General features: G+C 60.2%; 26 protein-coding genes, 1 tRNA gene and 1 pseudogene. 14 read left to right on the plus strand and 14 right to left on the minus strand.

Annotated elements, in window-relative coordinates:
- Positions 1–13 precede the first annotated feature (13 nt).
- Positions 14–250 (plus strand): YdcH family protein, encoded by a 237-nt coding sequence (locus J5M56_RS05545; RefSeq protein ID WP_207870234.1) that lies wholly within the window; start codon positions 14–16, stop codon positions 248–250.
- Between the two features lie 51 nt (positions 251–301).
- On the opposite strand, the gene J5M56_RS05550 is transcribed toward J5M56_RS05545, so the two are convergent.
- Positions 302–1,486: an aminotransferase class I/II-fold pyridoxal phosphate-dependent enzyme gene (locus tag J5M56_RS05550; protein WP_060480388.1), complete on the minus strand. Its 1,185-nt coding sequence runs from the start codon at positions 1,484–1,486 to the stop codon at positions 302–304.
- 124 nt (positions 1,487–1,610) lie between these two features.
- On the opposite strand from J5M56_RS05550, the gene J5M56_RS05555 reads away from it, so the two are divergent.
- Complete coding sequence (locus J5M56_RS05555) at positions 1,611–2,072, plus strand: Lrp/AsnC family transcriptional regulator (protein WP_060480389.1); 462 nt, start codon at positions 1,611–1,613, stop codon at positions 2,070–2,072.
- Positions 2,073–2,158: 86 nt separating this feature from the next.
- Here the strand turns inward: J5M56_RS05555 and J5M56_RS05560 are convergent, their stop codons facing one another.
- Entirely contained in the window at positions 2,159–4,489 is a 2,331-nt protein-coding gene (locus tag J5M56_RS05560; RefSeq protein ID WP_207870236.1) for an FdhF/YdeP family oxidoreductase, read from the minus strand.
- 288 nt (positions 4,490–4,777) lie between these two features.
- Here J5M56_RS05560 and moaA point away from each other — a divergent pair, with 288 nt between their 5' ends.
- On the plus strand, positions 4,778–5,782 hold the full coding sequence (gene moaA / locus J5M56_RS05565; RefSeq protein ID WP_207870238.1) for a GTP 3',8-cyclase MoaA: 1,005 nt from the start codon (positions 4,778–4,780) through the stop codon (positions 5,780–5,782).
- A gap of 20 nt (positions 5,783–5,802) precedes the next feature.
- Positions 5,803–6,702, plus strand: coding sequence for a bestrophin family protein (locus J5M56_RS05570; RefSeq protein WP_060480391.1), 900 nt, complete (start codon positions 5,803–5,805; stop codon positions 6,700–6,702).
- A gap of 57 nt (positions 6,703–6,759) precedes the next feature.
- On the opposite strand, the gene moaB is transcribed toward J5M56_RS05570, so the two are convergent.
- Positions 6,760–7,299 carry a molybdenum cofactor biosynthesis protein B gene (gene moaB, locus J5M56_RS05575; RefSeq protein WP_060480392.1) on the minus strand — a complete coding sequence of 180 codons (540 nt, stop codon included), beginning with the start codon at positions 7,297–7,299 and terminating at the stop codon, positions 6,760–6,762.
- A gap of 141 nt (positions 7,300–7,440) precedes the next feature.
- Here moaB and J5M56_RS05580 point away from each other — a divergent pair, with 141 nt between their 5' ends.
- Entirely contained in the window at positions 7,441–8,328 is an 888-nt protein-coding gene (locus J5M56_RS05580; protein WP_207870240.1) for a LysR family transcriptional regulator, read from the plus strand.
- A 68-nt stretch (positions 8,329–8,396) separates the two neighbouring features.
- Here the strand turns inward: J5M56_RS05580 and J5M56_RS05585 are convergent, their stop codons facing one another.
- Positions 8,397–9,488: an NADH:flavin oxidoreductase/NADH oxidase gene (locus J5M56_RS05585; RefSeq protein WP_186478885.1), complete on the minus strand. Its 1,092-nt coding sequence runs from the start codon at positions 9,486–9,488 to the stop codon at positions 8,397–8,399.
- Positions 9,489–9,571: 83 nt separating this feature from the next.
- Here J5M56_RS05585 and J5M56_RS05590 point away from each other — a divergent pair, with 83 nt between their 5' ends.
- Entirely contained in the window at positions 9,572–9,871 is a 300-nt protein-coding gene (locus tag J5M56_RS05590) for a helix-turn-helix domain-containing protein (protein ID WP_186478884.1), read from the plus strand.
- A 55-nt stretch (positions 9,872–9,926) separates the two neighbouring features.
- On the opposite strand, the gene J5M56_RS05595 is transcribed toward J5M56_RS05590, so the two are convergent.
- Positions 9,927–10,796, minus strand: coding sequence for a LysR family transcriptional regulator (locus J5M56_RS05595; protein WP_186478883.1), 870 nt, complete (start codon positions 10,794–10,796; stop codon positions 9,927–9,929).
- Positions 10,797–10,998: 202 nt separating this feature from the next.
- Between J5M56_RS05595 and J5M56_RS05600 the strand changes: the two genes are divergently transcribed.
- From J5M56_RS05600 to J5M56_RS05620, 5 genes are read left to right on the plus strand one after another with little or no spacing between them, the layout of a single operon-like run.
- Positions 10,999–11,745, plus strand: a complete 747-nt coding sequence (locus J5M56_RS05600) for a 2OG-Fe dioxygenase family protein (protein WP_186478882.1) — start codon at positions 10,999–11,001, stop codon at positions 11,743–11,745.
- Positions 11,729–12,211 (plus strand): GNAT family N-acetyltransferase, encoded by a 483-nt coding sequence (locus J5M56_RS05605; RefSeq protein ID WP_060480398.1) that lies wholly within the window; start codon positions 11,729–11,731, stop codon positions 12,209–12,211. The genes J5M56_RS05600 and J5M56_RS05605 overlap by 17 nt, the downstream gene beginning before the upstream one ends.
- The gene (locus J5M56_RS05610; RefSeq protein ID WP_060480399.1) at positions 12,208–12,909 is read left to right on the plus strand and encodes an AzlC family ABC transporter permease; all 702 of its coding nucleotides are present in this window, start codon (positions 12,208–12,210) and stop codon (positions 12,907–12,909) included. The genes J5M56_RS05605 and J5M56_RS05610 overlap by 4 nt, the downstream gene beginning before the upstream one ends.
- Complete coding sequence (locus tag J5M56_RS05615) at positions 12,888–13,208, plus strand: AzlD domain-containing protein (RefSeq protein ID WP_060480400.1); 321 nt, start codon at positions 12,888–12,890, stop codon at positions 13,206–13,208. The genes J5M56_RS05610 and J5M56_RS05615 overlap by 22 nt, the downstream gene beginning before the upstream one ends.
- A gap of 26 nt (positions 13,209–13,234) precedes the next feature.
- A complete protein-coding gene (locus J5M56_RS05620; protein ID WP_207870242.1) occupies positions 13,235–13,675 on the plus strand; it encodes a hypothetical protein in 441 nt (146 codons plus the stop codon).
- 46 nt (positions 13,676–13,721) lie between these two features.
- On the opposite strand, the gene mqo is transcribed toward J5M56_RS05620, so the two are convergent.
- From mqo to dapA, 7 genes and pseudogenes are all read right to left on the minus strand, one after another.
- On the minus strand, positions 13,722–15,359 hold the full coding sequence (gene mqo, locus J5M56_RS05625) for a malate dehydrogenase (quinone) (protein ID WP_186478880.1): 1,638 nt from the start codon (positions 15,357–15,359) through the stop codon (positions 13,722–13,724).
- Positions 15,360–15,696: 337 nt separating this feature from the next.
- Positions 15,697–16,559: pseudogene (locus tag J5M56_RS05630) on the minus strand (IS3 family transposase).
- Between the two features lie 447 nt (positions 16,560–17,006).
- Positions 17,007–17,096 (minus strand) — tRNA-Ser (locus J5M56_RS05635).
- A 91-nt stretch (positions 17,097–17,187) separates the two neighbouring features.
- A complete protein-coding gene (purC, locus tag J5M56_RS05640; RefSeq protein ID WP_011535129.1) occupies positions 17,188–17,898 on the minus strand; it encodes a phosphoribosylaminoimidazolesuccinocarboxamide synthase in 711 nt (236 codons plus the stop codon).
- 29 nt (positions 17,899–17,927) lie between these two features.
- A complete protein-coding gene (locus J5M56_RS05645; protein WP_060478883.1) occupies positions 17,928–18,686 on the minus strand; it encodes an MBL fold metallo-hydrolase in 759 nt (252 codons plus the stop codon).
- The gene (bamC, locus tag J5M56_RS05650) at positions 18,687–19,805 is read right to left on the minus strand and encodes an outer membrane protein assembly factor BamC (protein ID WP_060478882.1); all 1,119 of its coding nucleotides are present in this window, start codon (positions 19,803–19,805) and stop codon (positions 18,687–18,689) included. It lies immediately after the preceding gene.
- 15 nt (positions 19,806–19,820) lie between these two features.
- Positions 19,821–20,708: a 4-hydroxy-tetrahydrodipicolinate synthase gene (gene dapA, locus J5M56_RS05655; protein WP_207870245.1), complete on the minus strand. Its 888-nt coding sequence runs from the start codon at positions 20,706–20,708 to the stop codon at positions 19,821–19,823.
- Between the two features lie 260 nt (positions 20,709–20,968).
- Between dapA and J5M56_RS05660 the strand changes: the two genes are divergently transcribed.
- Positions 20,969–21,529, plus strand: coding sequence for a glycine cleavage system protein R (locus J5M56_RS05660; protein ID WP_009682012.1), 561 nt, complete (start codon positions 20,969–20,971; stop codon positions 21,527–21,529).
- A gap of 11 nt (positions 21,530–21,540) precedes the next feature.
- Complete coding sequence (locus J5M56_RS05665; protein WP_060478880.1) at positions 21,541–22,014, plus strand: peroxiredoxin; 474 nt, start codon at positions 21,541–21,543, stop codon at positions 22,012–22,014.
- 86 nt (positions 22,015–22,100) lie between these two features.
- On the opposite strand, the gene J5M56_RS05670 is transcribed toward J5M56_RS05665, so the two are convergent.
- Positions 22,101–23,171, minus strand: coding sequence for an AI-2E family transporter (locus J5M56_RS05670; protein WP_207870248.1), 1,071 nt, complete (start codon positions 23,169–23,171; stop codon positions 22,101–22,103).
- 19 nt (positions 23,172–23,190) lie between these two features.
- The gene (locus J5M56_RS05675; RefSeq protein WP_060478878.1) at positions 23,191–23,430 is read right to left on the minus strand and encodes a sulfurtransferase TusA family protein; all 240 of its coding nucleotides are present in this window, start codon (positions 23,428–23,430) and stop codon (positions 23,191–23,193) included.
- A 119-nt stretch (positions 23,431–23,549) separates the two neighbouring features.
- Between J5M56_RS05675 and J5M56_RS05680 the strand changes: the two genes are divergently transcribed.
- The gene (locus J5M56_RS05680; RefSeq protein ID WP_186478669.1) at positions 23,550–24,986 is read left to right on the plus strand and encodes a M48 family metalloprotease; all 1,437 of its coding nucleotides are present in this window, start codon (positions 23,550–23,552) and stop codon (positions 24,984–24,986) included.
- Positions 24,987–25,010 lie beyond the last annotated feature (24 nt).

The following is a 25,010-nucleotide window of genomic DNA, read 5'->3' on the forward strand; positions in this document are numbered from 1 at the left end:
CAGAGGTGAAAAAATGCCAGTTCCGCATGACCTGCTCGCTGACCTGCACATTACCGCTGACGCATTCCAGGCGCTCATAGACAAGGACCAGGACCTTCACAAGCTGCACAAGGAATACAACTCCAAAGACAAAGAGGTGCTCGCTGCAGAGGCCAACGGCACCAGCGACGACGCAGTCAACCGCCTGCGCAAGGAGCGGCTGCTGCTCAAGGACAGGATCGAACGAATCATTCATCCGCCTAAAGCCTGAACCTTCTCGGTTGCCCCTATCGTCGGCACCGCGGCGATAGGGGCAGCGTTGCTATCCAGCCGCTGAGGCCTTCAGTGCGCCGTCCAGATCCTCGATCAGGTCACGGTAGTCTTCGATCCCCACCGACAAGCGCAACAGGTTCTCGCTGATACCCATCTCGGCCTTCTGTGCAGGGGTCAACGAGTTGTGCGACATGCTCCAGGAATGGTTGATCATGCTCTCCACCCCTCCCAGGGAGTCGGCAAGCACGAAAATGTGCAGTGCCTCAATCAACCTATTGAGCGCTGCTCTGTCACCACCTTTGACTTTCATGGCTACCACAGCCCCACCGCTACGCATCTGACGCTGGCACAGGGCATGTTGCGGGTGGCTAGGCAGCCCTGGGTAGAACACCTGCTCGACCTGCGGGTGGCCTTCGAGAAAGCGCGCCACTTGTAGCGCATTGGCGCATTGGCGCTCCATGCGCACGTCCAGGGTTTTGATCCCGCGCAGGGCCAGGTAGCAGTCGAATGGCCCCTGAATCGCCCCCACCGCCATGCTGATTTTGCGCAGCCGCCTGAGCAGTTCATCGTTGGCTGCCACCACCACACCGCCAGTCAGGTCGGAATGACCGCCGATGTATTTGCTCGCCGAGTGCATCACCAGGTCTACGCCGAGAGTGATCGGCCGTTGGTTCCAAGGTGAGCAGAAGGTGTTGTCGATGCAGGTCAGGATCCCGCGGGCGCGGGCCAGGTCGCAGACCGCCTGGATGTCCACCAAGTGCAGCAACGGGTTGGTGGGTGACTCGATCCAGATCAACTGGGTTTCGGGCTTGATGGCCGCGGCCACTGCCGCGACATCGTTCAGGTCGACATAGGTGGTAGTCAGGCCCGAAGTACGCCCGCGGAAATCTTCGAGGATGCGAAACGTCCCGCCGTAAACACCGTTCATCACCACCACATGGGCGTCCTTGGGTAACAACTCCAGCACCGTGGCGGTAGCATTGACCCCCGACGCGCAGGCTACCGCGCCGACGCCTTCCTCCAAGGCGGCCACACAGCTTTCGTAGGCATGCCGAGTTGGGTTGCCTACCCGGCTGTAAGCGTACTGTGGGTGGTCATCAAGGCTGCGCTTGATATAGGAGCTGGCGGTGTAGATGGGCGGGAAGATGGCGTTGTCGGCAACGCTGGCCTGCTCACCGGCGTGGATGGTACGGGTGGCGAAATTACGCGGCTTGTCAGACATGGTCAGGCCCATTTTTGGCAGAATTCAAGCCTGCAACTATGGCAATAACCTGTTACGGCGGCAATGCTGAAGCGCGCAGGAAATTTTCCTAGGCGTAGGGTAGTCTGGGGAAAATATTTCTCGCCGGTTCCCTACCATGGACAGTTTCGACCAACACATCCTCACCCTGCTGCAGCGCGATGCGTCAATCTCGCTGAAGGATCTGGCCGAGGCGGTAAACCTATCGACCACCCCTTGCTGGAAGCGCGTGAAGCGCCTGGAGGAAGACGGCTACATCCTAGGTCGCGTCGCCCTGCTCGACCCCGAACGTTTGGGGCTGGGGCTGACCGTTTTCGTCCAGCTCAAGACTCAACGCCACGACAGCGCGTGGCTTGAGCAATTTGCCAATACGGTGAAAGGGTTCGAGGAGGTGATGGAGTTTTATCGCATGTCCGGGGACTGGGACTACATGCTGCGGGTCGTGGTGGGTGATATCGCAGCCTACGACCGCTTCTACAAAAAGCTGATCACCCGCACAGAGGGGCTGTCGAATATCACCTCCAGCTTTGCGATGGAACAGATGAAGTACACCACGGCCTTCCCGGTGCATCGTGCCTGAAAGGCGCCGACCCCATCGCGGCTGAAGCCGCACCCACTGAGGCTAGGGTGCGACGTTAGCCGCTTAGGGGCCAGCAAAAGTATCCATCAATCAGCGGTGAGCACGGCCTCGATCCGATTTCCGGCCCTGGCTTTCTCCAGCTTGATCGCGATGAACTTGGAAGTTGGCGTGTAGGTACCCTCCCCATAACTCTCCAGCGGCACCAGCGGGTTGGTCTCTGGGTAGTACGCCGCTGCCTGGCCATCAGGGATGTCATAAGGCACCAGACGAAAGCCCGACACTCGCCGCTCCACGCCATCCTCCCACAGCGACACCAGGTCAACATGCTCACCGGGCTCAAAGCCCAGGCGGCGGATGTCCGCCTCGCTCACGAACACCACCTCGCGCAGGCCGAACACGCCGCGATAGCGGTCGTCGAGCCCGTACAACGTGGTGTTGTACTGGTCGTGGGAACGCATGGTCTGCAGGATCAGGTCGGGCTTGTCGCCGCGCGCCAACACTTTGGCATTGACCAGTTCCTCAGGCAATGCAACGGGCATGAAGCGCGCCTTGCCGGTGATGGTTCGGAATTTGCGGTCGGCTGCTTGGTTGCCCAAGTGGAAGCCGCCAGGGTGCTGGATACGCTCATTGAAGTTAGCGAAGCCCGGAATGACGTCGGCGATCATGCTGCGAATCCGGCCATAGTCGGCTACCGCGTACTCCCAGTCGATCGGCTGGTTGCCCAGCGTCGCCTTGGCCATGCCGGCAATGATCCAGGGTTCCGAACGCATGTGCGGCGAGCGTGGGTGCAATTGGCCGTTGGAGATATGCACCATGCTGAAAGTATCTTCCACGGTCACACCCTGCGGGCCCTCGGCCTGCAGATCGATTTCGGTTCGCCCAAGGCACGGCAGAATCAGTGCATCCCGGCCGGTCACCAGATGCGAGCGATTGAGTTTGGTGGAAATCTGCACGGTCAGCGCGCACTTGCGCAGCGCAGCATGGGTACGCGGGGTGTCCGGCGTGGCTTGGGCAAAGTTACCGCCCAGGGCGATGAACACCTTGGCCTGCTCCTGCTCCATCGCCTTGATGGCCAGCACCGCATTGTGCCCGTGAGCACGTGGCACTCGGAAGCGAAAACGCTTTTCGAGGGCGTCGAGCAGCGCCGCCTTGGGCTTCTCATCAATGCCCATGGTGCGGTCGCCCTGCACGTTGCTGTGGCCGCGCACCGGCGACAGGCCAGCGCCGGGTTTACCGACATTGCCACGAAGCAGCTGCAGGTTGACGATTTCCTGCACGGTCGGCACCGAATGGCGGTGTTGGGTGATACCCATGGCCCAACACATGATCACCCGTTCTGCCTTGCGGTACATGCGCGCCGCTAGCTCGATCTCGGCCAGGGTCAGCCCCGACTGTTTGACGATATGCTCCCACGGTGTAGCGTCCAGTGCCGCCAGGTAGTCATCCAGGCCACTGGTGTGCTCGGCAATGAAAGCATGGTCGAACACCGCTGGCTCGCCCTGTGCCTGGGCTTCGCGCTCCCACTGCAAAAGGAACTTGGCGATGCCACGCATGGCCGCCATGTCGCCACCCAGCGCAGGACGGAAGTAGGCACTGCTGGTCGGCTCGGAACCGTTGCTGAGCATTTCAAAGGGGTGCTGCGGGTGCTGGAAGCGTTCCAGGCCACGCTCCTTGAGCGGGTTGAAACACACCACCTGGGCACCGCGCTTGACCGCCTCACGCAGCGGTTCGAGCATGCGCGGGTGATTGGTGCCAGGATTCTGGCCGATGACGAAGATCGCGTCTGCTAGTTCCAGGTCGTCATACACCACCGTGCCCTTGCCGACGCCCAGGGTTTCAGCCATGCCGACGCCACTGGCCTCGTGGCACATGTTCGAGCAGTCGGGGAAGTTGTTGGTGCCGTAGGCGCGGACGAATAACTGGTAGAGGAACGCCGCTTCGTTGCTGGCTCGGCCGGAGGTATAGAACTCCGCCTGATCGGGGGACTCAAGCGCGCGCAAATGCTTGGCGATCAGCTCGAAGGCTTCCTGCCAGGTGGTTTCAACGTAGTGGTCGGTGGCCGCGTCGTAACGCATCGGGTGGGTCAGGCGGCCTTGATATTCGAGCCAGTAATCGGTCTGTTCACGCAATGCACTGACGCTGTATCGGGCGAAGAATGCCGGATCCACCGAGCGACCCGTGGCCTCCCAGTTGACTGCCTTGGCGCCGTTCTCGCAGAACTTGACCATGTCGCTTTCCGACGACTCGCCCCAGGCGCAGCCTGGGCAATCGAAGCCACCGTTCTGGTTGGTTTTGAGCATGGCCCGCAGGTTCTTGAACGCGTTGTCACTGCCCAGCCAACTCTTGGTCACGCTCTTGAGCGCGCCCCAGCCCGCAGCGGGGCCGTTGTAGTCCCTGATGTGTCGATCCTGGCTCATGTACTCGATCCTCACGCTTCGATGCTTTTTTTCAGCCTATGGAGCGTAAGAAAGCGCGTCTAATCGAAAGATCTTACGGGGTGATAAGCGGTCTCGATCACCGGGCGGCAGGTTGAGAATGCTCAGTGCCCTTGCAACCCAGCGCCGCCCACGCGGCGCCAGAGCCCATGGGCATTGCTGACCTGCGATCAAATGATAGAGCCCATTGATCGACCAGTCAGGGAAAGCAATTTGACGCCTTAGCTGCCAGGTTATAGCTTGGAGCAAAGCCCCCATTCGAGCGCCAACGTGGAACAAAACAGTCCGGCCCTTATCGACGGCTTCAACCGGAAAATCGACTACCTGCGGATGTCGGTCACAGACCGCTGCGACTTTCGCTGCGTGTACTGCATGGCCGAAGACATGCAGTTCTTGCCACGTCAGCAGATCCTCAGCCTCGAAGAACTGTTTTTGGTCGCCGAGCGATTCGTAGCCCTCGGCACCCGCAAGATTCGCCTGACCGGTGGCGAGCCGTTGGTGCGCCAGGGCATCGTCGACCTGTGCAGGCGCATCGGCGCCTTGCCCGGCCTGCGCGAGCTGTGCATGACCAGCAATGGCTCGCAGCTCGGGCGCCTGGCCCAGCCGCTGTTCGATGCAGGCGTCACACGCCTGAACATCAGCTTGGACAGCCTCGATGCCGAGCGCTTCAAGCAGCTGACCCGCACTGGTGACCTCGACCAGGTCATCGCCGGCATCGACGCTGCGCGCCAGGCCGGGTTCCAGCGCACCAAGCTCAACTGCGTGGTGCTCAAGGGCCGCAACGAGCATGAACTGGTCGACCTGGTGCGCTTTGCCATTGACCGTGAGCTGGACATCACCTTCATTGAAGAGATGCCGCTGGGAGTCATCAGCGAGCACGAGCGCGGCGAGTCGTTCTGCTCGAGCGATGAGGTGCGTGACCGCCTGAGTGACCATTTCACCCTCATCGAGTCCACAGAGTCATCCCAAGGCCCAGCGCGCTACTGGCGCTTGGCCGAGGCTGGGACCACCCGTGTCGGCTTCATCTCGCCGCACAGCCACAACTTCTGTGCCACCTGCAACCGGGTGCGGCTGACGGTCGAGGGCCGGTTACTGCTGTGCCTTGGCAATGAACACTCGATGGACCTCAAGCAGGTGCTACGTGCCCATCCAGGTGATGCTGCGCGGTTGGAGAAAGCCATCCGCGACTCGCTGCACCTCAAGCCCTATCGCCACCACTTCGAAGTCGGTGGTGAGGTACAGATCCTGCGCTTCATGAACATGACCGGCGGCTGAACGGCCGCCTCAGGACCGCCATGATCGTCCACCCGCGCCCCGATGTGCTTCGCGTGCTGTTCACCCTCAAAGGCTCGATCATCAAGCGCATCGCTCTGCGCTGCCTGATGGTCACCTTGCTGGCTGCGCTGATCGTGCTGGTCGAGCGGCATTACCCGGCGTTTTTCTACCCGGTCAGCGCCACCCCTTTCACCCTGCTGGGCCTGTCACTTTCTATCTTCATGAGCTTTCGCAACAACGCCTGCTATGACCGCTGGTGGGAGGGGCGCAAAGCCTGGGGCAAACTGATCATCGAGACCCGCTCGTTCGTGCGCGAAAGCGCGGTGATTGCCAACGCACCGCTGCGCGCCGAACTGCTGCGCAGCCTGTGTGGCTTTGCCCACGGGCTCAGTGCACGGTTACGCGAAGAAAGCGAAAGGGATGCCGCTGGCCCTTGGCTGAACGCCAACGCCCCGGTGGCCGCGCATAACCTGTGCGATGGCATCCTGCGCAATATTGGCCAGCACTGCTCGCAGTTGGCCGAGCAAGGGCAGCTCAGTGAATGGCGCTATATGTTGCTGGAACAGCGGCTGGCCGGGTTGACCGAGGTGCAGGCAACCTGCGAACGAATCAAGGGTACGCCGCTGCCATTCCCCTACACCCTGCTGCTACACCGCACCATCTACATTTTCTGCCTGCTGCTGCCGTTCGCCCTTGCTGAACCGCTGGGCTGGCTGGCACCGCTGTTCACCACCATCGTCGGTTACACTTTCTTTGGCCTGGATGCGATCGGCAACGAGCTGGAAGACCCGTTCGGGCGGGACGAAAACGACTTGCCGATGGATGCCATGGTCAGAACCGTGGAGCGGGATGTGCTGGGGGCTTTGGGCGTCGAACCATTGCCGCCGGTTTTGCGGCCAGTGGATCATGTGCTGAGTTGACGCATTCGCGGCTGTACCGAGCCTGGGGCAGCGGGTTTACCCGCGAGGAGGTGCAGGTCAACCGCGGCTCTGACAAGCGCCCACAGGCTTCAGATGCTTGACGAAATTGCACGGCCGATGCCGCGCATCCAGTTGTTCCACCAGGATGCCTTCCCAGGCGGTACGGCAAGCCCCAGTCGAGCCAGGCAGGCAGCACACCAAGGTGCCGTTGGAAATTCCGGCAAGGGCTCTGCTTTGCACCGTCGAACTGCCAATATCCAGAATGGACAAGGCACGAAACAGCTCGCCAAAGCCATCGACGCTACGCTCGAGCAGGCACTGCACGGCCTCCGGTGTGCTGTCACGCCCGGTAAACCCGGTGCCGCCGGTGATCAGCACCACCTGCACATCGTCGTCGGCGATCCAGGTGGCGACCTGGGCGCGGATCTTGTACAGGTCGTCCTTGAGCAGTGCCCGCGCCACTAAACGATGGCCTACCTGCACCGAACGACTGGCCAGTAGCTCGCCGGAGGTGTCGTTATCGAACGTACGGGTATCGCTGACGGTCAGCACGGCGATATTCAGCGGCACGAAGGCCGCATCCAGTTGAACGCGCACTCTTTAAGCTCCTTGTCTGGCAGTGTCGTCACGCTAGAGGCAAGCCATGCCAGCGTCCAATCGATATACCGTACCGTCCGATCAATGACATCTATCGCAGACGTGGGTTAAGGTCTGCACAACCAGACGCCAGGCACCTACATGGACATCAAGCAGCTCAAGTTCCTCATCGCCCTCGACCAGACTCGCCACTTCGGCCAGGCGGCGGCGTTGTGTCATATCACCCAGCCAACCCTGTCCATGCGCCTGCGCAACCTGGAAGATGAACTGGACCTGGTACTGGTCAAGCGCGGTCAGCGCTTCGAAGGCTTCACCGAGGCCGGCGAGCGGATTCTGGCCTGGGCTCGCACCCTCTTGGCCGCCCATGACGGCCTGCAGGCAGAAGCGGCCAGTTGCCGTGGCCAGGTGGTCGGTAGCCTGCGCCTGGGCACGGTGCCGCTGGCCAGCTTCAACCCCATGCACCTGCTGCTGCCGCTGCGTGAGCAATACCCCGAACTGCAGTTTCAGCTCAGCTCGCACAGCACCGAACAGATCATGGATGGCCTGAGCCGCAACCAGCTCGACCTGGGCATTTGCTACCTCGACCAGGTCAACGCCAATTTCTTCGAAGTGATCGAACTTGGCACCACCACCATGGGCCTGCTCTACGATACCCAGCACTTCCATTTCGAAGCCGACAGCCTGCGTTGGGAAGAGCTCGGCGACATTCCCCTGGGCTTGCTGAGCAAAAGCATGCACTACCGCCAGTCGCTGGACCTGAGCCTGCGCAGCCGTGGCCTTGAGCCCAACGCCGTGCTGGAAAGCGACTCGACCTTCCAGTTGGTTCAGGCGATCACCATCGGCGTGTGCTGCGCGATCATGCCCTTGGGGTGCGGCCTGGAAGGCCTCAGCGAACACTTGCGCATCATCCCCATCGCCGACGCCAGTATCCACAGCCCGGTCGGCCTGCTGCTGCGCCGCAGCGAGCCGCGCTCGGCGATTGCCGAGCAGTGCTTCAACGAAGCCAGGCGCCTGTTTCAGCCGGCCTGATTCACCGCCACCTGGCGGTACCGACTGGACGATTTCACGGTGGGGCCGCCAAGCGGCCCCTGCCAGTTTCAGCGATAGCGTTCGAGCCAATGGGCATAAGGTGCCGGCAAGGTCCAGGCCGCCTTGTCCACGCCTAGCTCTTTGGCAGCGAAGTAGGCCCAGTGCGGGTCGGCCAGGTGCGCCCGCCCCACCGATACCAAGTCCAGTTGGTTGGCCTGCAGCGCCTGCTCGGCCAATTGCGGCGTACCAAAGCCCCAAGCCGAGGTCACCGGCAGCCCGGCTTCGCGGCGCACGCGCTCAGCCACCGGCCCCATGAACGCCGGGCCCCACGGGATATTGGTTTCAGGCACGGTGAAGCCAACGCTGACGCTTAGCAGGTCCAGGCCGCCTGCCTTGAACAGGCGTGCCAGCTCGATGGACTCTTCCAGGGTCTGCTGGTCACGGCCGTCGTACTCCAGCACACCGAAGCGCGCGGTCAGCGGCAGGTTTTCTGGCCAGACTTCGCGCACCGCCGCCAGCGTTTCCAGCAGGAAACGGCTGCGGTTCTCGAAGCTACCGCCGTAGGCATCGGTACGCTGGTTGGAATGCTCGGAGAAGAAGCTTTGGCCGAGGTAGCCATGGGCGAAGTGCAGTTCGATCCACTGGAAACCGGCATCACGTGCGCGGCGGGCGGCATCGACGAAGTCTTGTTTGACCCGGGCGATGTCGTCCAGGGTCATCTCGCGCGGCACCTTCGGCAAATTCGCGCCAAAGGCAACGGCTGACGGGGCGATGGTGTCCCAGCCACGGGCATCTTCAGCCGCGATGTGGTCGTCCCCTTCCCAAGGGCGGTTGGCGCTGGCCTTGCGCCCAGCATGGGCAATCTGGATACCTGGTACGGAGCCGGCGGCCTTGATGGCTTGCACCACTGGAACGAACGCCTGGGCATGGGCGTCACTCCATATGCCAGCGCAACCGGGAGTGATTCGCCCTTCAGGTGCCACCGCTGTGGCTTCGACCACCAGCAGCCCGGCGCCGCCGCGGGCCAGGCCGGCGTAGTGCACCTGGTGCCAGTCATTGATCAGGCCTTCCTCGGCCAGGTACTGGCACATGGGCGGAACGGCGATACGGTTGCGCAATGTGACGTCTTTGAGGCTGTAGGGCTGGAACAAAGCGGACATGGAAAAACTCCGATCATCTGAATACGATAGTTCGATCATAATCGAACTATGGCAATAAACGAAACCCCCGTTATCATGTGCTCATGCGAGCCTACTCACACCCCAACCCTGAAGACCTGATTCTCGAACGCGTGCTTTATGCGTTGAGCGACCCCGTGCGCTTGGGCATTGTCCGCCATTTGGCCGGTGTGGCAGAGGCCAGTTGTGGCGAACTTGATGGCGGGCGGCCCAAGTCGAGCATGTCGCACCATTTTCGCGTTTTGCGCGACGCCGGGTTGGTGCACACCCGCAATGTAGGTACCACGCACATGAACTCACTGCGCGCCGACATGCTCGACGAACGCTTCCCAGGCTTGCTGGACTGCATCTTGCGGCAGAAGTGATGTGCTCGGCAGGTATTCAGACGACTGGACGCCACGGCGGGCCGTGGCGTCTGGCTCAGGCGCTGATGGCGTCGAAGCTGCGGATGGGGGTGGGTACCGCGGACAGCAGCGGAAATTCCTCTTCGATGATCCAGGGTTCCTTCATGACCAGGTACACGTCGAGAAAATCGGAAAACCCCGGCCAGATGAACATCTCGTTGGCCTCGGCGACGGCACGCGACAGCACGCCCACGCCACCAAAGCTCTTGATCATCGAAACACTCACGATTTCGCTGCCAGAATGAAATACGGTTGCGGCGTCCAGCATGCCGGGCCGGCGCTCGGCGAAGCGGTTGAAGATCGCATGATAGGGGCATTCGGGTAGTGGCTTGATCACCGCATTGGGCGCTGAACGCTCATCGCTGGACGACGAGGCGACCACTTCGATGCTCAACCCCTTCAGCGGCACCGAATGGTAGTTGTCAGGGACGCTGTCGCCCAGCACCACCACCATGTCTGCCTCATCCTTGCCCAGCTTGGTAAGGTTGTCAGGGGACTCAGAGCAACTGAATATCGGGCTGTAGCCAGATAGCTTGCTGACCACCGCCGCCATGATCTGCTGGTTGATTTCCATCGACAACGTACTGTTCAAGGCAACGCGCAATGGCAGACGCTGATTGCAGCTCTGGCGCAACTGGTTGATCTTCAGTTGCATGCGCTCTGAACATCGCACGATTTCCAGAACATGCGGCAGCAGGCTCAGCCCTTCCTGAGTGAGTGAAACCCCTTTGTTGGTCCGGTCGAACAACTTGAAGCCACAATGATCTTCTAGCTTTTTCAACTGAGCGGCCAAGGCCTGGACCGTGACATGTACCTGTTCGGCCGCATCGGTGATAGACCCTGTTCGGGCGACTTTCACGATGTTCTTGAGCACCTTGATGTCCATTCAATCTCCCTCCCCATCCCGTTGACGCAGGCCGTCAACGAAAGCGGAAAGGATAACGCACAAGCGCCAACACTGTCTGCACGCTAACGGTGCACGCTGGTCGGGTAGCAAGCAATGGTTGAGGCACGTCAAAAAAAAGTGAAGTTTCCAGATGGGATTCAACTGATAAATTTTTGTCAGCGTTTAATTTGAAGAGATCGCCATGCTGACACTCAACCGAAACATTGAAACTGCCCTGCGTCAAAAGAAGACGGTCAATGTACTGGGCAGCGATTACGCATTGAATGGTGGATTCAAAGAGTTTGTGGATTTCTCCAAAAGTTGGGAAACCATGGGCGTCGACCGTTATTATGGGCAAGCCGACAAAGGCACCCGATACCGCCGTTACAGTGACTTTGACTTCAACCCTGTTACCGGTGAATTGAACCAACTCAATCACCGTGCGTATGAGCAATCTGAAGCCCACAATAGTTATGTCGGTGGCATGTCGCGGCACTTCGACGACATCAGCGCGGAGGTCTTCAACTCACCGATCCTGCGCTCGCTGATTCGCCTGGACTTCGACGTCTACAAGGCCGTGCTGCCGCAGGAGCTGCATGCGGTCAATTGGCAATGCCAGGTGCACCAGATCCGCATCGAGATCAAACCGGGTGCACAAATCGAAATCACGCCAGAAGGCATTCACTGCGACGGTTATCCATTCAGTGGCGTACACTTCTGGGGCCGTCACAATGTTGAAGGTGCCACCAGCAACATCTACGACAAGCAATCGAACGTGATCGACTCCGGTACCTATTTGAATATTCTCGACACCACGTATTTCCTCGATCGGGAGTTGCAGCACTACGTAACGCCGGCGATCAACCCCAGCGCCTCTGAAATGGGCTACCGGCAGATTATCGCGATTTCCTTCTCTCGACCGGGCAGCGAGCATGACATTATCGATTAGTTATATCGGCCAGGCGCCGAAGTTCTCACCGGCCGAACATATCAATGGTCTGAGCATCAAAAAAGCCACGCCGTTTCACGCCCGTAAGATCGTCGACTTTTTCCGACGTTTCGAGGAAACCTCGTTCTGCGACTGGCAGGACGAGGGTCTGCTTCAAGGCTTGCTGGGCTCCGAGCACACTTACTGCTACATGGCCGAAAACCAGACCGGCACTATCGTTGGCGCGGTGACCGGCGGCTTGATGGGTACGCGGGGTACGATCAACCACATGGCGGTGGCGCCGGATTATCGCCAGAGCAGGATCGGCACCTCACTGGCAAGCTCCATCCTTAATGATTTTCGCCAGCATGGCATCCGCCGGGTATTTCTGTTCGTCGAGGATGACAACCTCAAAGCGCTGAGTTTCTGGCAGAAGCAGGGGTTCGAGCAAACCCGTGGTGAAATCACCTGCGAGGTCGACCTGTGACTTCGTCGGTATTGCTTAGCGCTTCACGCAAGGAGAGCCTGGTCGACGCCTTGCCGATCGTGACGGGGTATTTCGTCGTCAGCTTCGTGTTTGGTGTGATGTGCATCAACGCCGGCCTGCCCTTGTGGCTGCCAGCGGCGATGTGCCTGTTCGTCTACGCCGGGGCGGCGCAATTCGCCGCACTGGCGCTGATGACCAGCCATGCGCCTCTGATCACCATCGCCCTGTCGACACTGCTGATCAATTCGCGGCACATGCTGATGGCGATGTACATGTCCAAACGCAGCGCGCAGCTGCCGATCAGCAAACCGCAGAAGCTGCTGTATGCCTTCGGTCTGACCGATGAGTCGTTCGCCTTCCATAGCCAACGCCTGGAAAATGGCAGGCCCACGTCGGCGGCCTACCTGCTGCAGTTCAATACCTATTGCCATGCCAGCTGGATCGCCGGCGCGGTATTGGGTGCGGTGGCCTCGGATGCGTTGAACCGGTTTTCCCAGTTCAAGCTGGACTATGCCCTGACCGCCATGATGATCTTCGTGCTGATCTCGCTGTGCAGCACATTCACCAAAGCCGTCATCGCCCTGGTGGTGGTCGTCACCACCTGCCTGTTGAACATGTACGCGCCCTCGCCCTTGAACGTATTCATCGCAACTGCCGTAGGTTGTGGAGCCGGGTTATGCCTGAAAAGAACTACCTGATCGCAGCGGTGATGCTCATGGCCGCCATCACTTACCTGACCCGCGCGACCCCATTTCTGCTGAAGATGGAGAAGTCTCCCAAGCTGTTCAATGACGTCATTGAATACCTGCCGGTCGCGATCATCGCCAGCATCACCGTACCCGCTCTGCTGGTGGCCAAGGACGGCTCGCTGCTGGGCCTGACGACCGATCTGCTGGCGGCGATTCCGGTGGTCATCGTCGCTTACTGGACGAGAAGCTTGATCTACAGCGTGTGTGCCGGTGTTGCCGCACACGTGGCGATCACGCTGCTGGCTTGAGGTACGGATTTGAAAAGGAAACCTCTATGAGCCGTGCTCGCCGGAAGATCATCTTGACCAATCTGAGCGAGTTTTCCCGCCTGATGCCCCAAGTCCCTCAAGACCAAGTGCTGGGTGAACTGGCTGACTTGTCGCTGGAATGCTCGCTGGCTTATGCCCTGAGCAAGACCTTTCTACGCGATGGGTGGATCGCCGAGTACCGCCACCTGCAAAGCCCTGCCCGCCTGAGCCCGCAGAGCGATCTGCTGCTGTTTGCCACCTCCGGCAGCTTGGTCCTGGAAATGGCCGATGGCTCTGAACGGCATGTAGCACAAGGTGAACAAATGGTGCTCAGCGCCGAAAGCGAAGCGACGGTGGTTCCGGCCGGCTGCGAGGGCGAAGTCAGCGTCTTGGCCCTGGCCGTGGGCCTGAACCTCACCGAAGTGCTGCAGGAGCTTGGCCCCGACGGCGCACCTTTGGCGCAATGAAAAAAGCCACGGGATACCCGTGGCTTTGTTTCGCCGACTTCCCTGATTAAAGGGCCATGTCGTTCTCGGCTTTGCTTTCGACCGGTGCGCTTGGCGCAACGCTGGTGCCGACGCTTTCGTCGATGACCGGCGGCTTGGCCAGTTGCAACACTTCTGCGGTGTAGTTCCACTCTTTCTGGGTGGCGGCTGCAGAGTCGTTAAGCTTGGTGCCGTAGCTCGGTACGATCTGCTTGATCTTGGCCTGCCACTCAGGGGTAGCGACCTTCTCCTTGAACACCGTTTCCAGTACGTTCAGCATGATCGGCGCTGCGGTCGATGCACCCGGCGAGGCGCCCAGCAGACCCGCGATAGTACGGTCTTGGGAAGCCACCACTTCGGTGCCCAACTTCAACACGCCGCCCTTCTCTTCGTCACGCTTGATGATCTGCACACGCTGACCGGCCTGCCACAGCTTCCAGTCTTCCTTCTTGGCATTCGGGAAGTAGGTACGCAGGGCTTCGAAACGGTCATCATCCGACAGCATCAGCTGGCCGGCGAGGTACTCGACCAGCGGGTACTGATCGATACCGACCTTGGTCATTGGCCACACGTTGTGCGTGGTGGTGCTGCTCAGCAGGTCGAAGTACGAGCCGTTCTTCAGGAACTTGGTCGAGAAAGTGGCGAATGGACCAAACAGGATCACGCGCTTGCCGTCCAGCACGCGGGTGTCCAGGTGCGGTACCGACATGGGCGGGGCGCCAGTGGAGGCAATGCCATAGGCCTTGGCCATGTGTTGCATGGCCACGGTTGGGTTCTCGGTCACCAGGAACGAGCCACCCACTGGGAAGCCTGCGTATTCCTTGGCTTCTGGAATACCCGATTTCTGCAGCAGCTTCAGCGCGCCGCCGCCGGCGCCGATGAACAGGAACTTGGCGTCGGTAGCCGAGGTGCTGCCGTCCTTGAGGTTCTTGTACTCGACATGCCAGGAGCCGTCTTCGTTGCGGGTGATGTCCTGCACTTCGCTGGACAACTTCAGGTCGAAGCCGTTCTGAGTCTGCAGGTGGCCCACGAACTGGCGAGTGATTTCGCCGAAGTTGACATCGGTGCCGATAGGCGTCCAGGTGACCGCCAGCTTCTGGTTCGGGTCACGGCCTTCCATCATCAGCGGGACCCACTTGGCGATCTGCGCGTGGTCCTCGGAGTACTGCATCGGGCGGAACAGCGGGCTTGCCTGCAGTGCCTCGTAACGCTTCTTGAGGAACTTGATGTTGTCATCGCCCCAGACGAAGCTCATGTGCGGGGTGGTGTTGATGAACGAGTGCGGGTTCTTCAGCACGCCTTGGCGAACCTGCCACGACCAGAACTGGCGGGAGATCTGGAAGGCTTCGTTGATTTCGATGGCCTTGGAGATGTTGACGTTGCCGTCTTTGTCTTCCGGGGTGTAGTTCAGCTCGGCCAGCGCGGAGTGGCCGGTACCTGCGTTGTTCCAGCCATTGGAGCTTTCTTCGGCCACGCCATCGAGGCGCTCGACCATTTCCATCGACCAGCTAGGCTCCAGCTCGTGCAGCCACACGGCCAGGGTGGAGCTCATGATGCCGCCGCCGACCAGCAGCACATCGACTTTCTTGGTTTCTGCGGCGTGCGCTTGCATGAAGCTCGCAGCAACAGCCAGACCCAGCAAGGTCTTGCCAGCTTTCTTGAACATTGATCAATTCCAGTCAGTAGAACGGAGGGTGGGCCTGTGGCTGACCCAGATGCTTCGTGTTCTTGCGCGCAGGCTTTTTATGATCATTGTTCAGCGGCTTGAAGAACCAGAAAACGCTTCAGGCTTTTGTCGAATTGACTGGCAAGGCTGAATCGTTTCGCTGATTGTAACCGAATCGCCAGCACAAACAAATTGGTGCCCTTTCGGTCAATTAGGCGCTTTGCCCCAGTGACAGCTTGTCACAGCGCCTGAAGCCAGCTCGTAAAGGCCTACCCAAAGGTTGCATCGTGACGGCTCGGGGGTGCGAGCGGGCGATACATGAATCGCCCCTGGTTTCCTAGACACTCTCCAAGCTCAGAAAATAGCGTTTCTCATACTCTACTGGCGACAGCTGCCTAGCACTGCTGTGTCGACGCTTGGGGTTATAGAACATCTCGATGTAATCGAAAATATCACTTCGGGCTTCGTCACGCGTCGCGTAGATCTTTCGTCGGATTCGCTCCCGCTTCAAAAGCTGGAAAAAGCTCTCGGCTACGGCATTGTCGTGGCAGTTTCCCCTTCGGCTCATGCTACTGATCACATTGTTGGCTTTCAGGAAGCTTTGCCAATCTGAGCTACTGAACTGACTGCCTTGGTCTGAGTGAATCATCACTTGCTGCTGTGGCTTGCGTCGCCACATGGCCATCAGCATGGCGTCGATGGCTAGGTCGCTGCTCATCCTGGGCTTCATTGACCAACCAATGACTTGGTGAGAGAACAGATCCAGCACTACCGCCAGATACAGCCACCCTTCGTAGGTGCGGATGTAGGTGATATCGGTCACCCAGACCTTATTCGGCTCACTGACCTTGAACTGCCTGGCCTGATGGTTGGGCGATGCCGCTTTTGGTTTTCCGCCATAAAACCCAGTATGACGGCGATAATCCGTCGAGTGCTTGTTGATGAAGGCGTACTTCAGCCGCACTCCTTAGCAAAGTACGCGGCGGCCTTCTTTAATATGTCTCGCTCTTCTGTCACCCGCTTGAGTTCAGCGCGCAGCTTGCGCAGTTCAGCCTGCTGATCATTGTCTTGCTGACGCTGCTCTTGGGGCTTGCTGTAGACCTTGATCCAGGCGTAAAGGCTGTGCACGGACATGCCCAGGCGATGGGCGACCTCGGCGACAGGTTTGCCTTTTTCGGTCACTTGCTTGACCGCTTCGATCTTGAATTCTTCGGGTTAACGCTGACGACTCATGGCACCTCCTATTTGGGCCTCATTATGAGGCTTGGAGGTATCTACGAAACCAGGGGCGATTCAACGACATCGCACATTGGATATAAGAAATGACAGCCCTACTGTGAGTTAATCGAATGAATTCATCACAGCCACCAATCGGCCTGGGAACCCGCCACATTCATCCAGCGTGGGCACGCCCAGACTGAAACCTGTCTCATCATCGTAGATGTAATGGGCTGATCATCCAGTACGGCAAATCGCTCCAATACCGTACAAATAAACAGCTAGTCGCGACAATGCGAGTTTAGGAATTAGGGTTTCCAAACGCACGACGTCAGGCAGAATTTTCTACGTACAACGGGTACGTACAATGGCGACAATCCAGAAATGAAAAAGCCCATAAATCAACGATTTATGGGGCTTCTCAATGTATGGCGGAGAGATAGGGATTTGAACCCTAGGTACTGTTGCCAGTACAACGGATTTCGAATCCGTCCCGTTCGACCACTCCGGCATCTCTCCAATGCCGCGCATCATACCAGCGAATTCTTGAAAGGCAAACCTTTTTTCAAAAAAAATCACGTGGTATCAGGCGCTTGCGTGAACGCGCAGCTTACAGCGGCACGCCCAGACGCTTGGCAACTTCTTCGTAGGCTTCGATCACGTCGCCCAGGCCCTGACGGAAGCGGTCCTTGTCCATCTTCTTGCGGGTTTCTTTGTCCCACAGGCGGCAGCCGTCGGGGCTGAACTCGTCGCCCAGAACGATCTGGCCATGGAAGACCCCGAACTCCAGCTTGAAGTCGACCAGCAGCAGGCCGGCGTCATCGAACAGCTTGCTCAGCACTTCGTTGACCTTCAGCGACAGCTTCTTCATCTCCACCAGTTGCTCGGCGGTACCCCAGCCGAACGCAACAACGTGGGACTCGTTGATGAACGGATCACCCTTCTCGTCGTTCTTGAGGAACAGTTCGAAAGTGGAAGGCTCCAGCTTGATGCCCTCCTCCACGCCCAGGCGCTTGACCAGGCTACCGGCAGCGTAGTTACGTACCACGCACTCGACCGGGATCATGTCCAGCTTCTTGACCAGGCATTCGTTGTCGCCCAGCAGCTTGTCGAATTGAGTCGGCACGCCGGCCTCTTCGAGCTTTTGCATGATGAAGGCGTTGAACTTGTTGTTGACCATGCCTTTGCGGTCGAGCTGTTCGATGCGCTTGCCGTCGAACGCCGAGGTGTCGTTACGGAACAGCAGGATCAAGCGGTCGGCGTCGTCGGTCTTGTAAACCGATTTGGCCTTGCCGCGGTAGAGTTCGTCGCGTTTTTCCATGATTGGGCTCCGCTTGCTGAGGTGTTGGGCTAGGCGATTTCGCGCCAGTCGAGCCCGTGTTCCTGATTAGCCACCTGGAGCCAGGCCGGGTCGCACCCTAGGGTGTCGACGAAGCATTGGCGGGCCAGATGTGGCAGGTTGTTCTTGCTGCTGAGGTGGGCCAGCACCAGATGCTGCAGGGTGCTCCAGCCCAACTCCTGCACCAGGCGCGCGGCCTGATGGTTGTTCAAATGCCCGTGCATGCCACCTACCCGCTGCTTGAGAAAGGCAGGGTAATGACCACGTGCAAGCAGGTCACGGCAGTGGTTGGCTTCGATCAGCAGTGCATCCAGGCCCTGATAACGCTCGAGCAGCCGCGCATCGTACGAGCCAAGGTCGGTCAGCATGCCGAACCGCCGACGCCCATCACTGATCACGTACTGCAAGGGCTCGTAAGCGTCGTGCTCGACCCGAGCCGCGCTCACTTGCAGCGCGCCAACCTGCAACCGCTCGCCACAAGCGAGAAAACCGGCCACCTCCACCGGCTTGCGCATGCCGCGCAATGTGCCCTGGCTGAGGTAGACCGGTACATTGTAGCGCCGCGAAAGCAACCCCACCCCATGCACGTGGTCGGCATGTTCGTGGGTCACCAGCACGGCACTCAACTGGGCCGCCGAAACGCCGAGCAACGCCAGGCGCCGCTCGGTTTCACGCAGGGAAAAACCGCAATCGACCAGGATGAAGGTGTCACCACTGGCGATCAGCGTGCCATTTCCCTGGCTGCCGCTTCCAAGTACCGCGAAGCGCACTTAACCCAAGTGGTCCTGAATGGCGCTCAGCACACGGCGGGCGACATCGGCCGGGGCCACGGTGTTGATGTTCTTCTCGACGGTGACCTGCACGCTCTCGCCAACCTTGCTCAGGCGCACCTGATAGCGCTCGGCGCGGGCTTCACGCTCTTCCTTGGTCGGGGCACTGCCGAACAGGCGGCTGAAGAAGCCTGGCTCGTTCTGCTTGTCCTCGGGCTTTTCCGAGAGGTTGATGTAGTACAGGCCCAGGCTGCGGTTGATGTCCTCAACCCGCCACTGGCCACCCTGCTCAAGCGCACGACCCACACCGGACCAGGCACGGTCCAGGTCGGAGCCCAGGAACAATACAGGGTTGCCGCTACCGTCTTCGCTCAGGCTGACCCGGCTAGGGGCGTCGAAATCACGCGCTGCCAGCAACGATACCGAACCGCCCTTCTCGGCGCTGCGGCTCATGCTGGCGAGCATTTCGTCGACCAGCAGCGCATCGGCGCCGGTGTTTGCGGAAGTGGACGGAAACGCAGGGTCGGCAGTGCTACCGGCCGGGCGCTCGACGCTGACGATGTACACCTCGGAGGTGTTGCGCTGCACGCCAGGCTCGATGCGCACGCGCACACGCACCTCGCTGTCGCCGCTACTGGCGGTGCTCGCCAGACGCTGGCCGAGCGAGGCCGAGAGCTCGTCGAAACGCTGCCAAGTGGTGTTGAATTCACCAGTCTGCGGGCGCTCTTCAGCAATACGGAAGCCGTTGTCCTCGAAGAACTGGTGCGCCACCGGCCACACTTCGGCCGGTGAGTGCTGAGCCAGTACCCAGCGGCTGCTGCCACTGCGCTGCAGTGTGTAGTCGCTGGCTTCGACGCCGGCACTCAAAGGTTGTGGACGCGGCACCTCGAACTCGCCAGTGACGCTGTCGTCGGCGACGTTGCGCGGAATTGGCAGCAACGGGTCGAGGCGTTTGACGTTAGCCGCATCCGGTGGCAATTGCATCGGTGCAGTCGGGTGCGCCTGCAGGTAATCGCTGCCGCGGTCACGGAAATAGCCATCCTCGCCCCACAGCCAGCCACACCCACTGGTGCTGGAGATAATCAGGGCAAGCGCGGAAAGACCAGCCAGTCGCTTCATGCGGTGTACTTCCTCTTAAACCAGTACGCCGGACTGGCGCAAGGCAGTACGGACTTTTTCGTGGCAGCCTTCGCTCAGCCAGGTCAGTGGCAGGCGAATACCTTTTTGCATCAGGCCCATTTCCACCAGCGCCCACTTCACAGGGATCGGGTTGGCTTCGCAGAACAGGTCTTTGTGCAGCGGCATGAGTTTTTCGTTGATTGCGCGGGCCTTCTCGGCATTGCCCTCAAGGGCGGCCTCGCACAGGTCGGCCATTTCGCGCGGGGCGACGTTGGCGGTGACCGAGATGTTGCCCTTGCCGCCCATCAGGATCAGCTCGACGGCGGTCGGGTCGTCACCGGACATGACGATGAAGTCCTTGTCGACACCTTCGAGGATCGCTTTGGCGCGGACCAGGTCGCCGGTGGCCTCCTTGATACCAATGATGTTCTTGACCTTCGACAGACGGATCACGGTCTCGGCCTGCATGTCGCACGAGGTGCGGCCAGGCACGTTGTAGAGGATCTGCGGGATGTCGACGGCTTCGGCGATGTGCTTGAAGTGCTGATACAGGCCTTCCTGAGTCGGCTTGTTGTAGTACGGCACCACCAGCAGGCAGGCATCGGCGCCAGCGTTCTTGGCGTTCTGGGTCAGGTGCACGGCTTCGGCGGTGGAGTTGGCACCGGTGCCGGCGATGACCGGGATCGGCTTTTTGCTGTGTTTGACGCGCTCGACCACATGCTTGATGACCAGAATGTGCTCTTCGACGTCGAGCGTGGCCGACTCACCGGTAGTGCCGACAGCGACGATCGCGTGGGTGCCGTTTTCCAGGTGGAAGTCTACAAGTTTGTCGAGGCTGCCCCAGTCCAGACGCCCTTGTGCATCCATGGGTGTGACCAACGCCACCATACTGCCCGCAATCATGTAACTGCTCCTGCCGGAAAAAGAGAGCGGTAATGGTACTGGGGGCATCGACCTTGCACAAGCGAAGCAGGCGGGCGGAGCATTCCCCTCGGCGCCTTATTTCGCTACCCTTGATCCTTTGATCGGTGCAGCGCGGCCCGCCGGGCCGTCGACCATGCTCCCCGGCCAGTGTCCACGTCCTCGCATGCGAGCCCCGGGCTCTGCCGACAGGAGGCTTTCGCCCGTCCTGCACCGACCGCTCATCGCTTTAGGAATGCTGCATGTCCACCCCCACCGTCCGTGAACAATTCCTCGTCATCAGTGCCCTGGGCCCCAATCCCATGGAACTGGCCAACGTTCTCAGCCGCGCCGCCTTCGAAAACCGCTGCGCGGTGGTCACCTCGCGCCTGAGCCGCCACGGCGAGACCAGCGCTTTGGTGCTGCAGGTAGGCGGCAGCTGGGACGCCCTCGCACGCCTTGAAGCCATGCTACCGAGCCTGGGCAAGAAGCACGGCTTGACCCTCGATGTGGTGCGCAGCGCCGACCAAGAGGTGCGTCCGCAGGCCCTGCCGTATGTGGCCTACGTCAGCGCCGCCTACCGCCCGGATATCATCAACGAGCTGTGCCAGTTCTTCCTCGACCACCGCGTCGAGCTCGAAGCCATGACCTGCGACACCTACCTGGCGCCACAGACCGGCAGCAGCATGCTCAATGCGCAATTCACCGTGATCCTGCCGGCCGGCACGCAGATCAGCTGGCTGCGCGACCAGTTCCTGGACTTCGCCGACGCCCTGAACCTCGACGCGCTGATCGAGCCATGGCGTCCACAAAACCCCATGTAAGGAAACCCGCCATGGCTGTAGAAATCGACCATCCCGTCGCCGACTTCAAGGCTCAGGCCACCAGCGGCCAGACTATCAGCCTGGCCGAGCTCAAGGGCCGCCAGGTGGTGCTGTACTTCTATCCCAAGGACAGCACCCCAGGCTGCACCACCGAAGGCCAGGGCTTTCGCGACCAGCACGAAGCCTTTGCTGCCGCCAATACCCTGGTCTTCGGCGTATCTCGCGATGGCATCAAGTCGCACGAGAACTTCAAAGCCAAACAAGCCTTCCCGTTCGAGCTGATCAGCGACAAGGACGAGGCGCTTTGCCAGCTGTTCGACGTGATCAAGCTCAAGAAGCTGTACGGCAAGGAATACCTGGGCGTGGACCGCAGCACGTTTTTGATCGACAAGGACGGCGTACTGCGCCAGCAATGGCGCGGCGTGAAAGTGCCCGGGCATGTGGATGCGGTGCTGGCTGCTGCGCAAGCGCTGCACAAGGCTTGAAACAAGCGCCGGCCTCTTCGCGACTGAACGCCCACACCAAAACCGTGGGAGCGGGTTCACCTGCGAAGAGGCCAGCGCTGCACACTTCAAAGCATCGGTGACACACTCGGCTCGTGCCGCGGCCAGGCATCCAGTACAGCCTTGATCAAGGTCGCCAGCGGGATCGCGAAGAAGATTCCCCAGAAGCCCCACAACCCGCCAAACAGCAGTACCGCGCAGATGATCGCCACAGGGTGCAGGCTCACGGCCTCGGAGAACAGCAGCGGTACCAGCACATTGCCATCCAGTGCCTGGATAATCGCATACACCGTCATCAACAAAATGAACTGGTCGCCCCATCCCCACTGGAATAGCGCAATCAGCGTGACCGGCACGGTCACCACCACTGCCCCGACATAAGGCACCACCACCGACAACCCCACCAGCAACGCCAGCAAAGCCGCATAGTTCAACCCGAGGGTGATGAAGGCGATGTAAGTGGCGATGCCGCAGATCAGGATTTCGATGCCCTTGCCCCGAATGTAATTGGCGATCTGCCGATTCATCTCGCTGCCCACCCGATTGAGCAAAGTGCGCTGGCGCGGCAGGTAACCACTGACCCAGCGCCCGATCAACTCGCGGTCCTTGAGGAAGAAGAACACCAGGATCGGCACCAGCACCAGGTAGATCATCGCGTTGACCAGCAGCGGCAGGCTGGACAGCGAAAAGGTCAGCGCCCATTGGCCGAACTTGCCAATTTCGCCGCGAACCGATTCGATCGCATGCAACACCTGCTCGTCAGACACCAGGTGCGGATAGCGCTCAGGCAGCAACAGCAACAGCGACTGCCATTTGCCCAGCATCCCAGGCAGTTCGTTGAACAGCGTAATCAGCTGATGCCAAAGCAGCGGCACCAGCACCAGCATGAACACCGCCAACGCCCCCATGAAAAGCGCGAATACCAGCATCACGGCCAGCCGGGTCGGCACCCGCAGGCGCTCCAGCGCGTTGACCAGGCCCTGCATGAGAAAGGCCAGAACCATGCCCGCCAGCACCGGGGCCAACATGCCGCCCAGGGTGAGTACCGCCGTGAAAGCCAGGCACAGCAAGACCGCCAGCACCACTGCTTCCTCATCGGAAAAGTAGCGCTCTATCCAGTCGCGAAGCACTTTGAACATTGACGATCCTTGGGTGGGCTCAGGCCTTGCGCAGCCAGTAGGTGTAGGTACCGGCCTCGGCCGTTTCGTGCAGCAGCGTATGACCGGCCAGTTGAGCGAAAGTGCGGAAGTCGCGCTGGGAACCTGCATCGGTGGCGGTGACCTTGAGTACCGCCCCGCTGGCCAGGCGGTTAAGCTCCATCTTTGCCTTGAGCAGTGGCAGCGGGCAATTGAGCCCGCTGGCATCGAGTTCGGCGTCGCAGGTCAGGGTATCACTCATCGGGCGCATCTCCAGAGCGGGGGCGTAGATTACGGAAAATGGCCGGTAGCATACCGCCACTGGTCGGGCACGCGCGACCCGGCTACAGTAAGGCTTTTTTGATCGACGCGAGCTTGTGCATGAATCTACTGCGCCCCACCCTGCTGGCGCTGGCCTGCCTGATGGCCCTGCCCGGCCATGCCGATGACTTGCCGTCACTGGGCGACGCCAGCTCCGCGATCGTTTCACCGAAACAGGAGCACGACCTCGGCCGCGCCTGGCTAAGCCTGCTGCGCGGGCAAGTCCGGCAGTTGAACGACCCGCAGCTCAAGGACTACGTCGAATCCACCGTCTACCGCCTGGCCGAAACCAGCCAGTTGCAGGACCGGCGCCTTGAATTCATCCTCATCGACAGCCGCGAACTCAACGCCTTCGCAGCGCCTGGCGGCATCGTCGGCGTCAACGGTGGCCTGTTCCTAAACGCCAGAACCGAAGGCGAGTATGCCTCGGTATTGGCCCACGAACTGGCGCACTTGTCCCAACGCCATTTCGCCCGCGGCGTCGAAGCACAGCAACGTATGCAATTGCCGATGATGGCTGCGCTGCTGGCTGGCATCGTGCTGGCGGCCGGTGGTGCAGGCGATGCCGGCATCGGTATGATTGCCGGCACTCAGGCTGCTGCCATTCAGGAACAACGGCGTTTTTCGCGCCAGAACGAGCAGGAAGCAGACCGCGTCGGCATCCAGAACCTGGAAAAGGCCGGTTACGACCCCCGTAACATGCCAACCATGTTCGAGCGCCTGGCCCAGCAATATCGCTACGGTGCCAAGCCACCGGAGTTCCTGCTGACTCACCCGGTGACCGAATCGCGTATCGCCGACACCCGCAACCGTGCCGAACAGGCGCCCAAAGGGGGCATCGAGGACAGTGCGCGTTACCAACTGATCCGTGCCCGCGTGGCCCTTACCTATGAAGAAACGCCTGGCCTGGCAGCCAAGCGCTTTCGCGCACAGCTCGACGAGGACCCGAAACTGGACGCGGCCCGCTATGGCCTGGCCTTGGCTCAGATCAAAGGTGGCCAACTCAACGAAGCACGGGAAAACCTCAAGCCTTTGCTAGCCAAAGCGCCGAACGACATTACCTACAACCTGGCGCAAATTGATCTGGACATCACCAACAATCGCTTGGCCGACGCCCAACAGCGCGCTACCCGCATGCAGGGGCTGTACCCAGGCAACTACCCGCTCAAACAGGTGCGCGCCGACCTGCTGGTGAAACAGAACAAGCCGGCTGACGCCGAAAAAGTGCTGGACGACCTGCTCAAGAGCCGGCCAGATGACCCGGACGTGTGGTACGACATGGCTGAAGTACGCGGCTTATCCGGCAATACCATCGGCTTGCACCGGGCGCGCGCGGAATATTTCACATTGGTGGGGGATTTCGACCAGGCTATTCAGCAGCTCGATTATGCCAAGCGTCGGGCCGGCAGCAATTTCCCGCTGGCTTCACAGATCGACCAGCGCCAGCGCGAGATCATGGAGCAACGGCGCATGGTTCAGGAAATGATGGGGCGCTAGGATGCAAAGGGGGCGCATCGCGCC

The sequence above is a fragment of the Pseudomonas sp. 51_B genome (genome assembly GCF_017491595.1).
GTDB lineage: Bacteria > Pseudomonadota > Gammaproteobacteria > Pseudomonadales > Pseudomonadaceae > Aquipseudomonas > Aquipseudomonas promysalinigenes.

What these genes read in the sequence shown, in the direction of transcription:
- J5M56_RS05680 (WP_186478669.1), top strand. Translation starts at nt 23,550, where the DNA reads ATGAATCTACTGCGCCCCACCCTGCTGGCGCTGGCCTGCCTGATGGCC.
- bamC (WP_060478882.1), bottom strand. Translation starts at nt 19,805, where the DNA reads ATGAAGCGACTGGCTGGTCTTTCCGCGCTTGCCCTGATTATCTCCAGC.
- J5M56_RS05605 (WP_060480398.1), top strand. Translation starts at nt 11,729, where the DNA reads ATGACATTATCGATTAGTTATATCGGCCAGGCGCCGAAGTTCTCACCG.
- J5M56_RS05580 (WP_207870240.1), top strand. Translation starts at nt 7,441, where the DNA reads ATGGACATCAAGCAGCTCAAGTTCCTCATCGCCCTCGACCAGACTCGC.
- J5M56_RS05675 (WP_060478878.1), bottom strand. Translation starts at nt 23,430, where the DNA reads ATGAGTGATACCCTGACCTGCGACGCCGAACTCGATGCCAGCGGGCTC.
- J5M56_RS05585 (WP_186478885.1), bottom strand. Translation starts at nt 9,488, where the DNA reads ATGTCCGCTTTGTTCCAGCCCTACAGCCTCAAAGACGTCACATTGCGC.
- J5M56_RS05615 (WP_060480400.1), top strand. Translation starts at nt 12,888, where the DNA reads ATGCCTGAAAAGAACTACCTGATCGCAGCGGTGATGCTCATGGCCGCC.
- J5M56_RS05600 (WP_186478882.1), top strand. Translation starts at nt 10,999, where the DNA reads ATGCTGACACTCAACCGAAACATTGAAACTGCCCTGCGTCAAAAGAAG.
- J5M56_RS05555 (WP_060480389.1), top strand. Translation starts at nt 1,611, where the DNA reads ATGGACAGTTTCGACCAACACATCCTCACCCTGCTGCAGCGCGATGCG.
- purC (WP_011535129.1), bottom strand. Translation starts at nt 17,898, where the DNA reads ATGGAAAAACGCGACGAACTCTACCGCGGCAAGGCCAAATCGGTTTAC.
- J5M56_RS05620 (WP_207870242.1), top strand. Translation starts at nt 13,235, where the DNA reads ATGAGCCGTGCTCGCCGGAAGATCATCTTGACCAATCTGAGCGAGTTT.
- J5M56_RS05670 (WP_207870248.1), bottom strand. Translation starts at nt 23,171, where the DNA reads ATGTTCAAAGTGCTTCGCGACTGGATAGAGCGCTACTTTTCCGATGAG.
- J5M56_RS05595 (WP_186478883.1), bottom strand. Translation starts at nt 10,796, where the DNA reads ATGGACATCAAGGTGCTCAAGAACATCGTGAAAGTCGCCCGAACAGGG.
- J5M56_RS05560 (WP_207870236.1), bottom strand. Translation starts at nt 4,489, where the DNA reads ATGAGCCAGGATCGACACATCAGGGACTACAACGGCCCCGCTGCGGGC.
- J5M56_RS05660 (WP_009682012.1), top strand. Translation starts at nt 20,969, where the DNA reads ATGTCCACCCCCACCGTCCGTGAACAATTCCTCGTCATCAGTGCCCTG.
- dapA (WP_207870245.1), bottom strand. Translation starts at nt 20,708, where the DNA reads ATGATTGCGGGCAGTATGGTGGCGTTGGTCACACCCATGGATGCACAA.
- J5M56_RS05590 (WP_186478884.1), top strand. Translation starts at nt 9,572, where the DNA reads ATGCGAGCCTACTCACACCCCAACCCTGAAGACCTGATTCTCGAACGC.
- J5M56_RS05665 (WP_060478880.1), top strand. Translation starts at nt 21,541, where the DNA reads ATGGCTGTAGAAATCGACCATCCCGTCGCCGACTTCAAGGCTCAGGCC.
- J5M56_RS05570 (WP_060480391.1), top strand. Translation starts at nt 5,803, where the DNA reads ATGATCGTCCACCCGCGCCCCGATGTGCTTCGCGTGCTGTTCACCCTC.
- J5M56_RS05550 (WP_060480388.1), bottom strand. Translation starts at nt 1,486, where the DNA reads ATGGGCCTGACCATGTCTGACAAGCCGCGTAATTTCGCCACCCGTACC.
- mqo (WP_186478880.1), bottom strand. Translation starts at nt 15,359, where the DNA reads ATGTTCAAGAAAGCTGGCAAGACCTTGCTGGGTCTGGCTGTTGCTGCG.
- J5M56_RS05545 (WP_207870234.1), top strand. Translation starts at nt 14, where the DNA reads ATGCCAGTTCCGCATGACCTGCTCGCTGACCTGCACATTACCGCTGAC.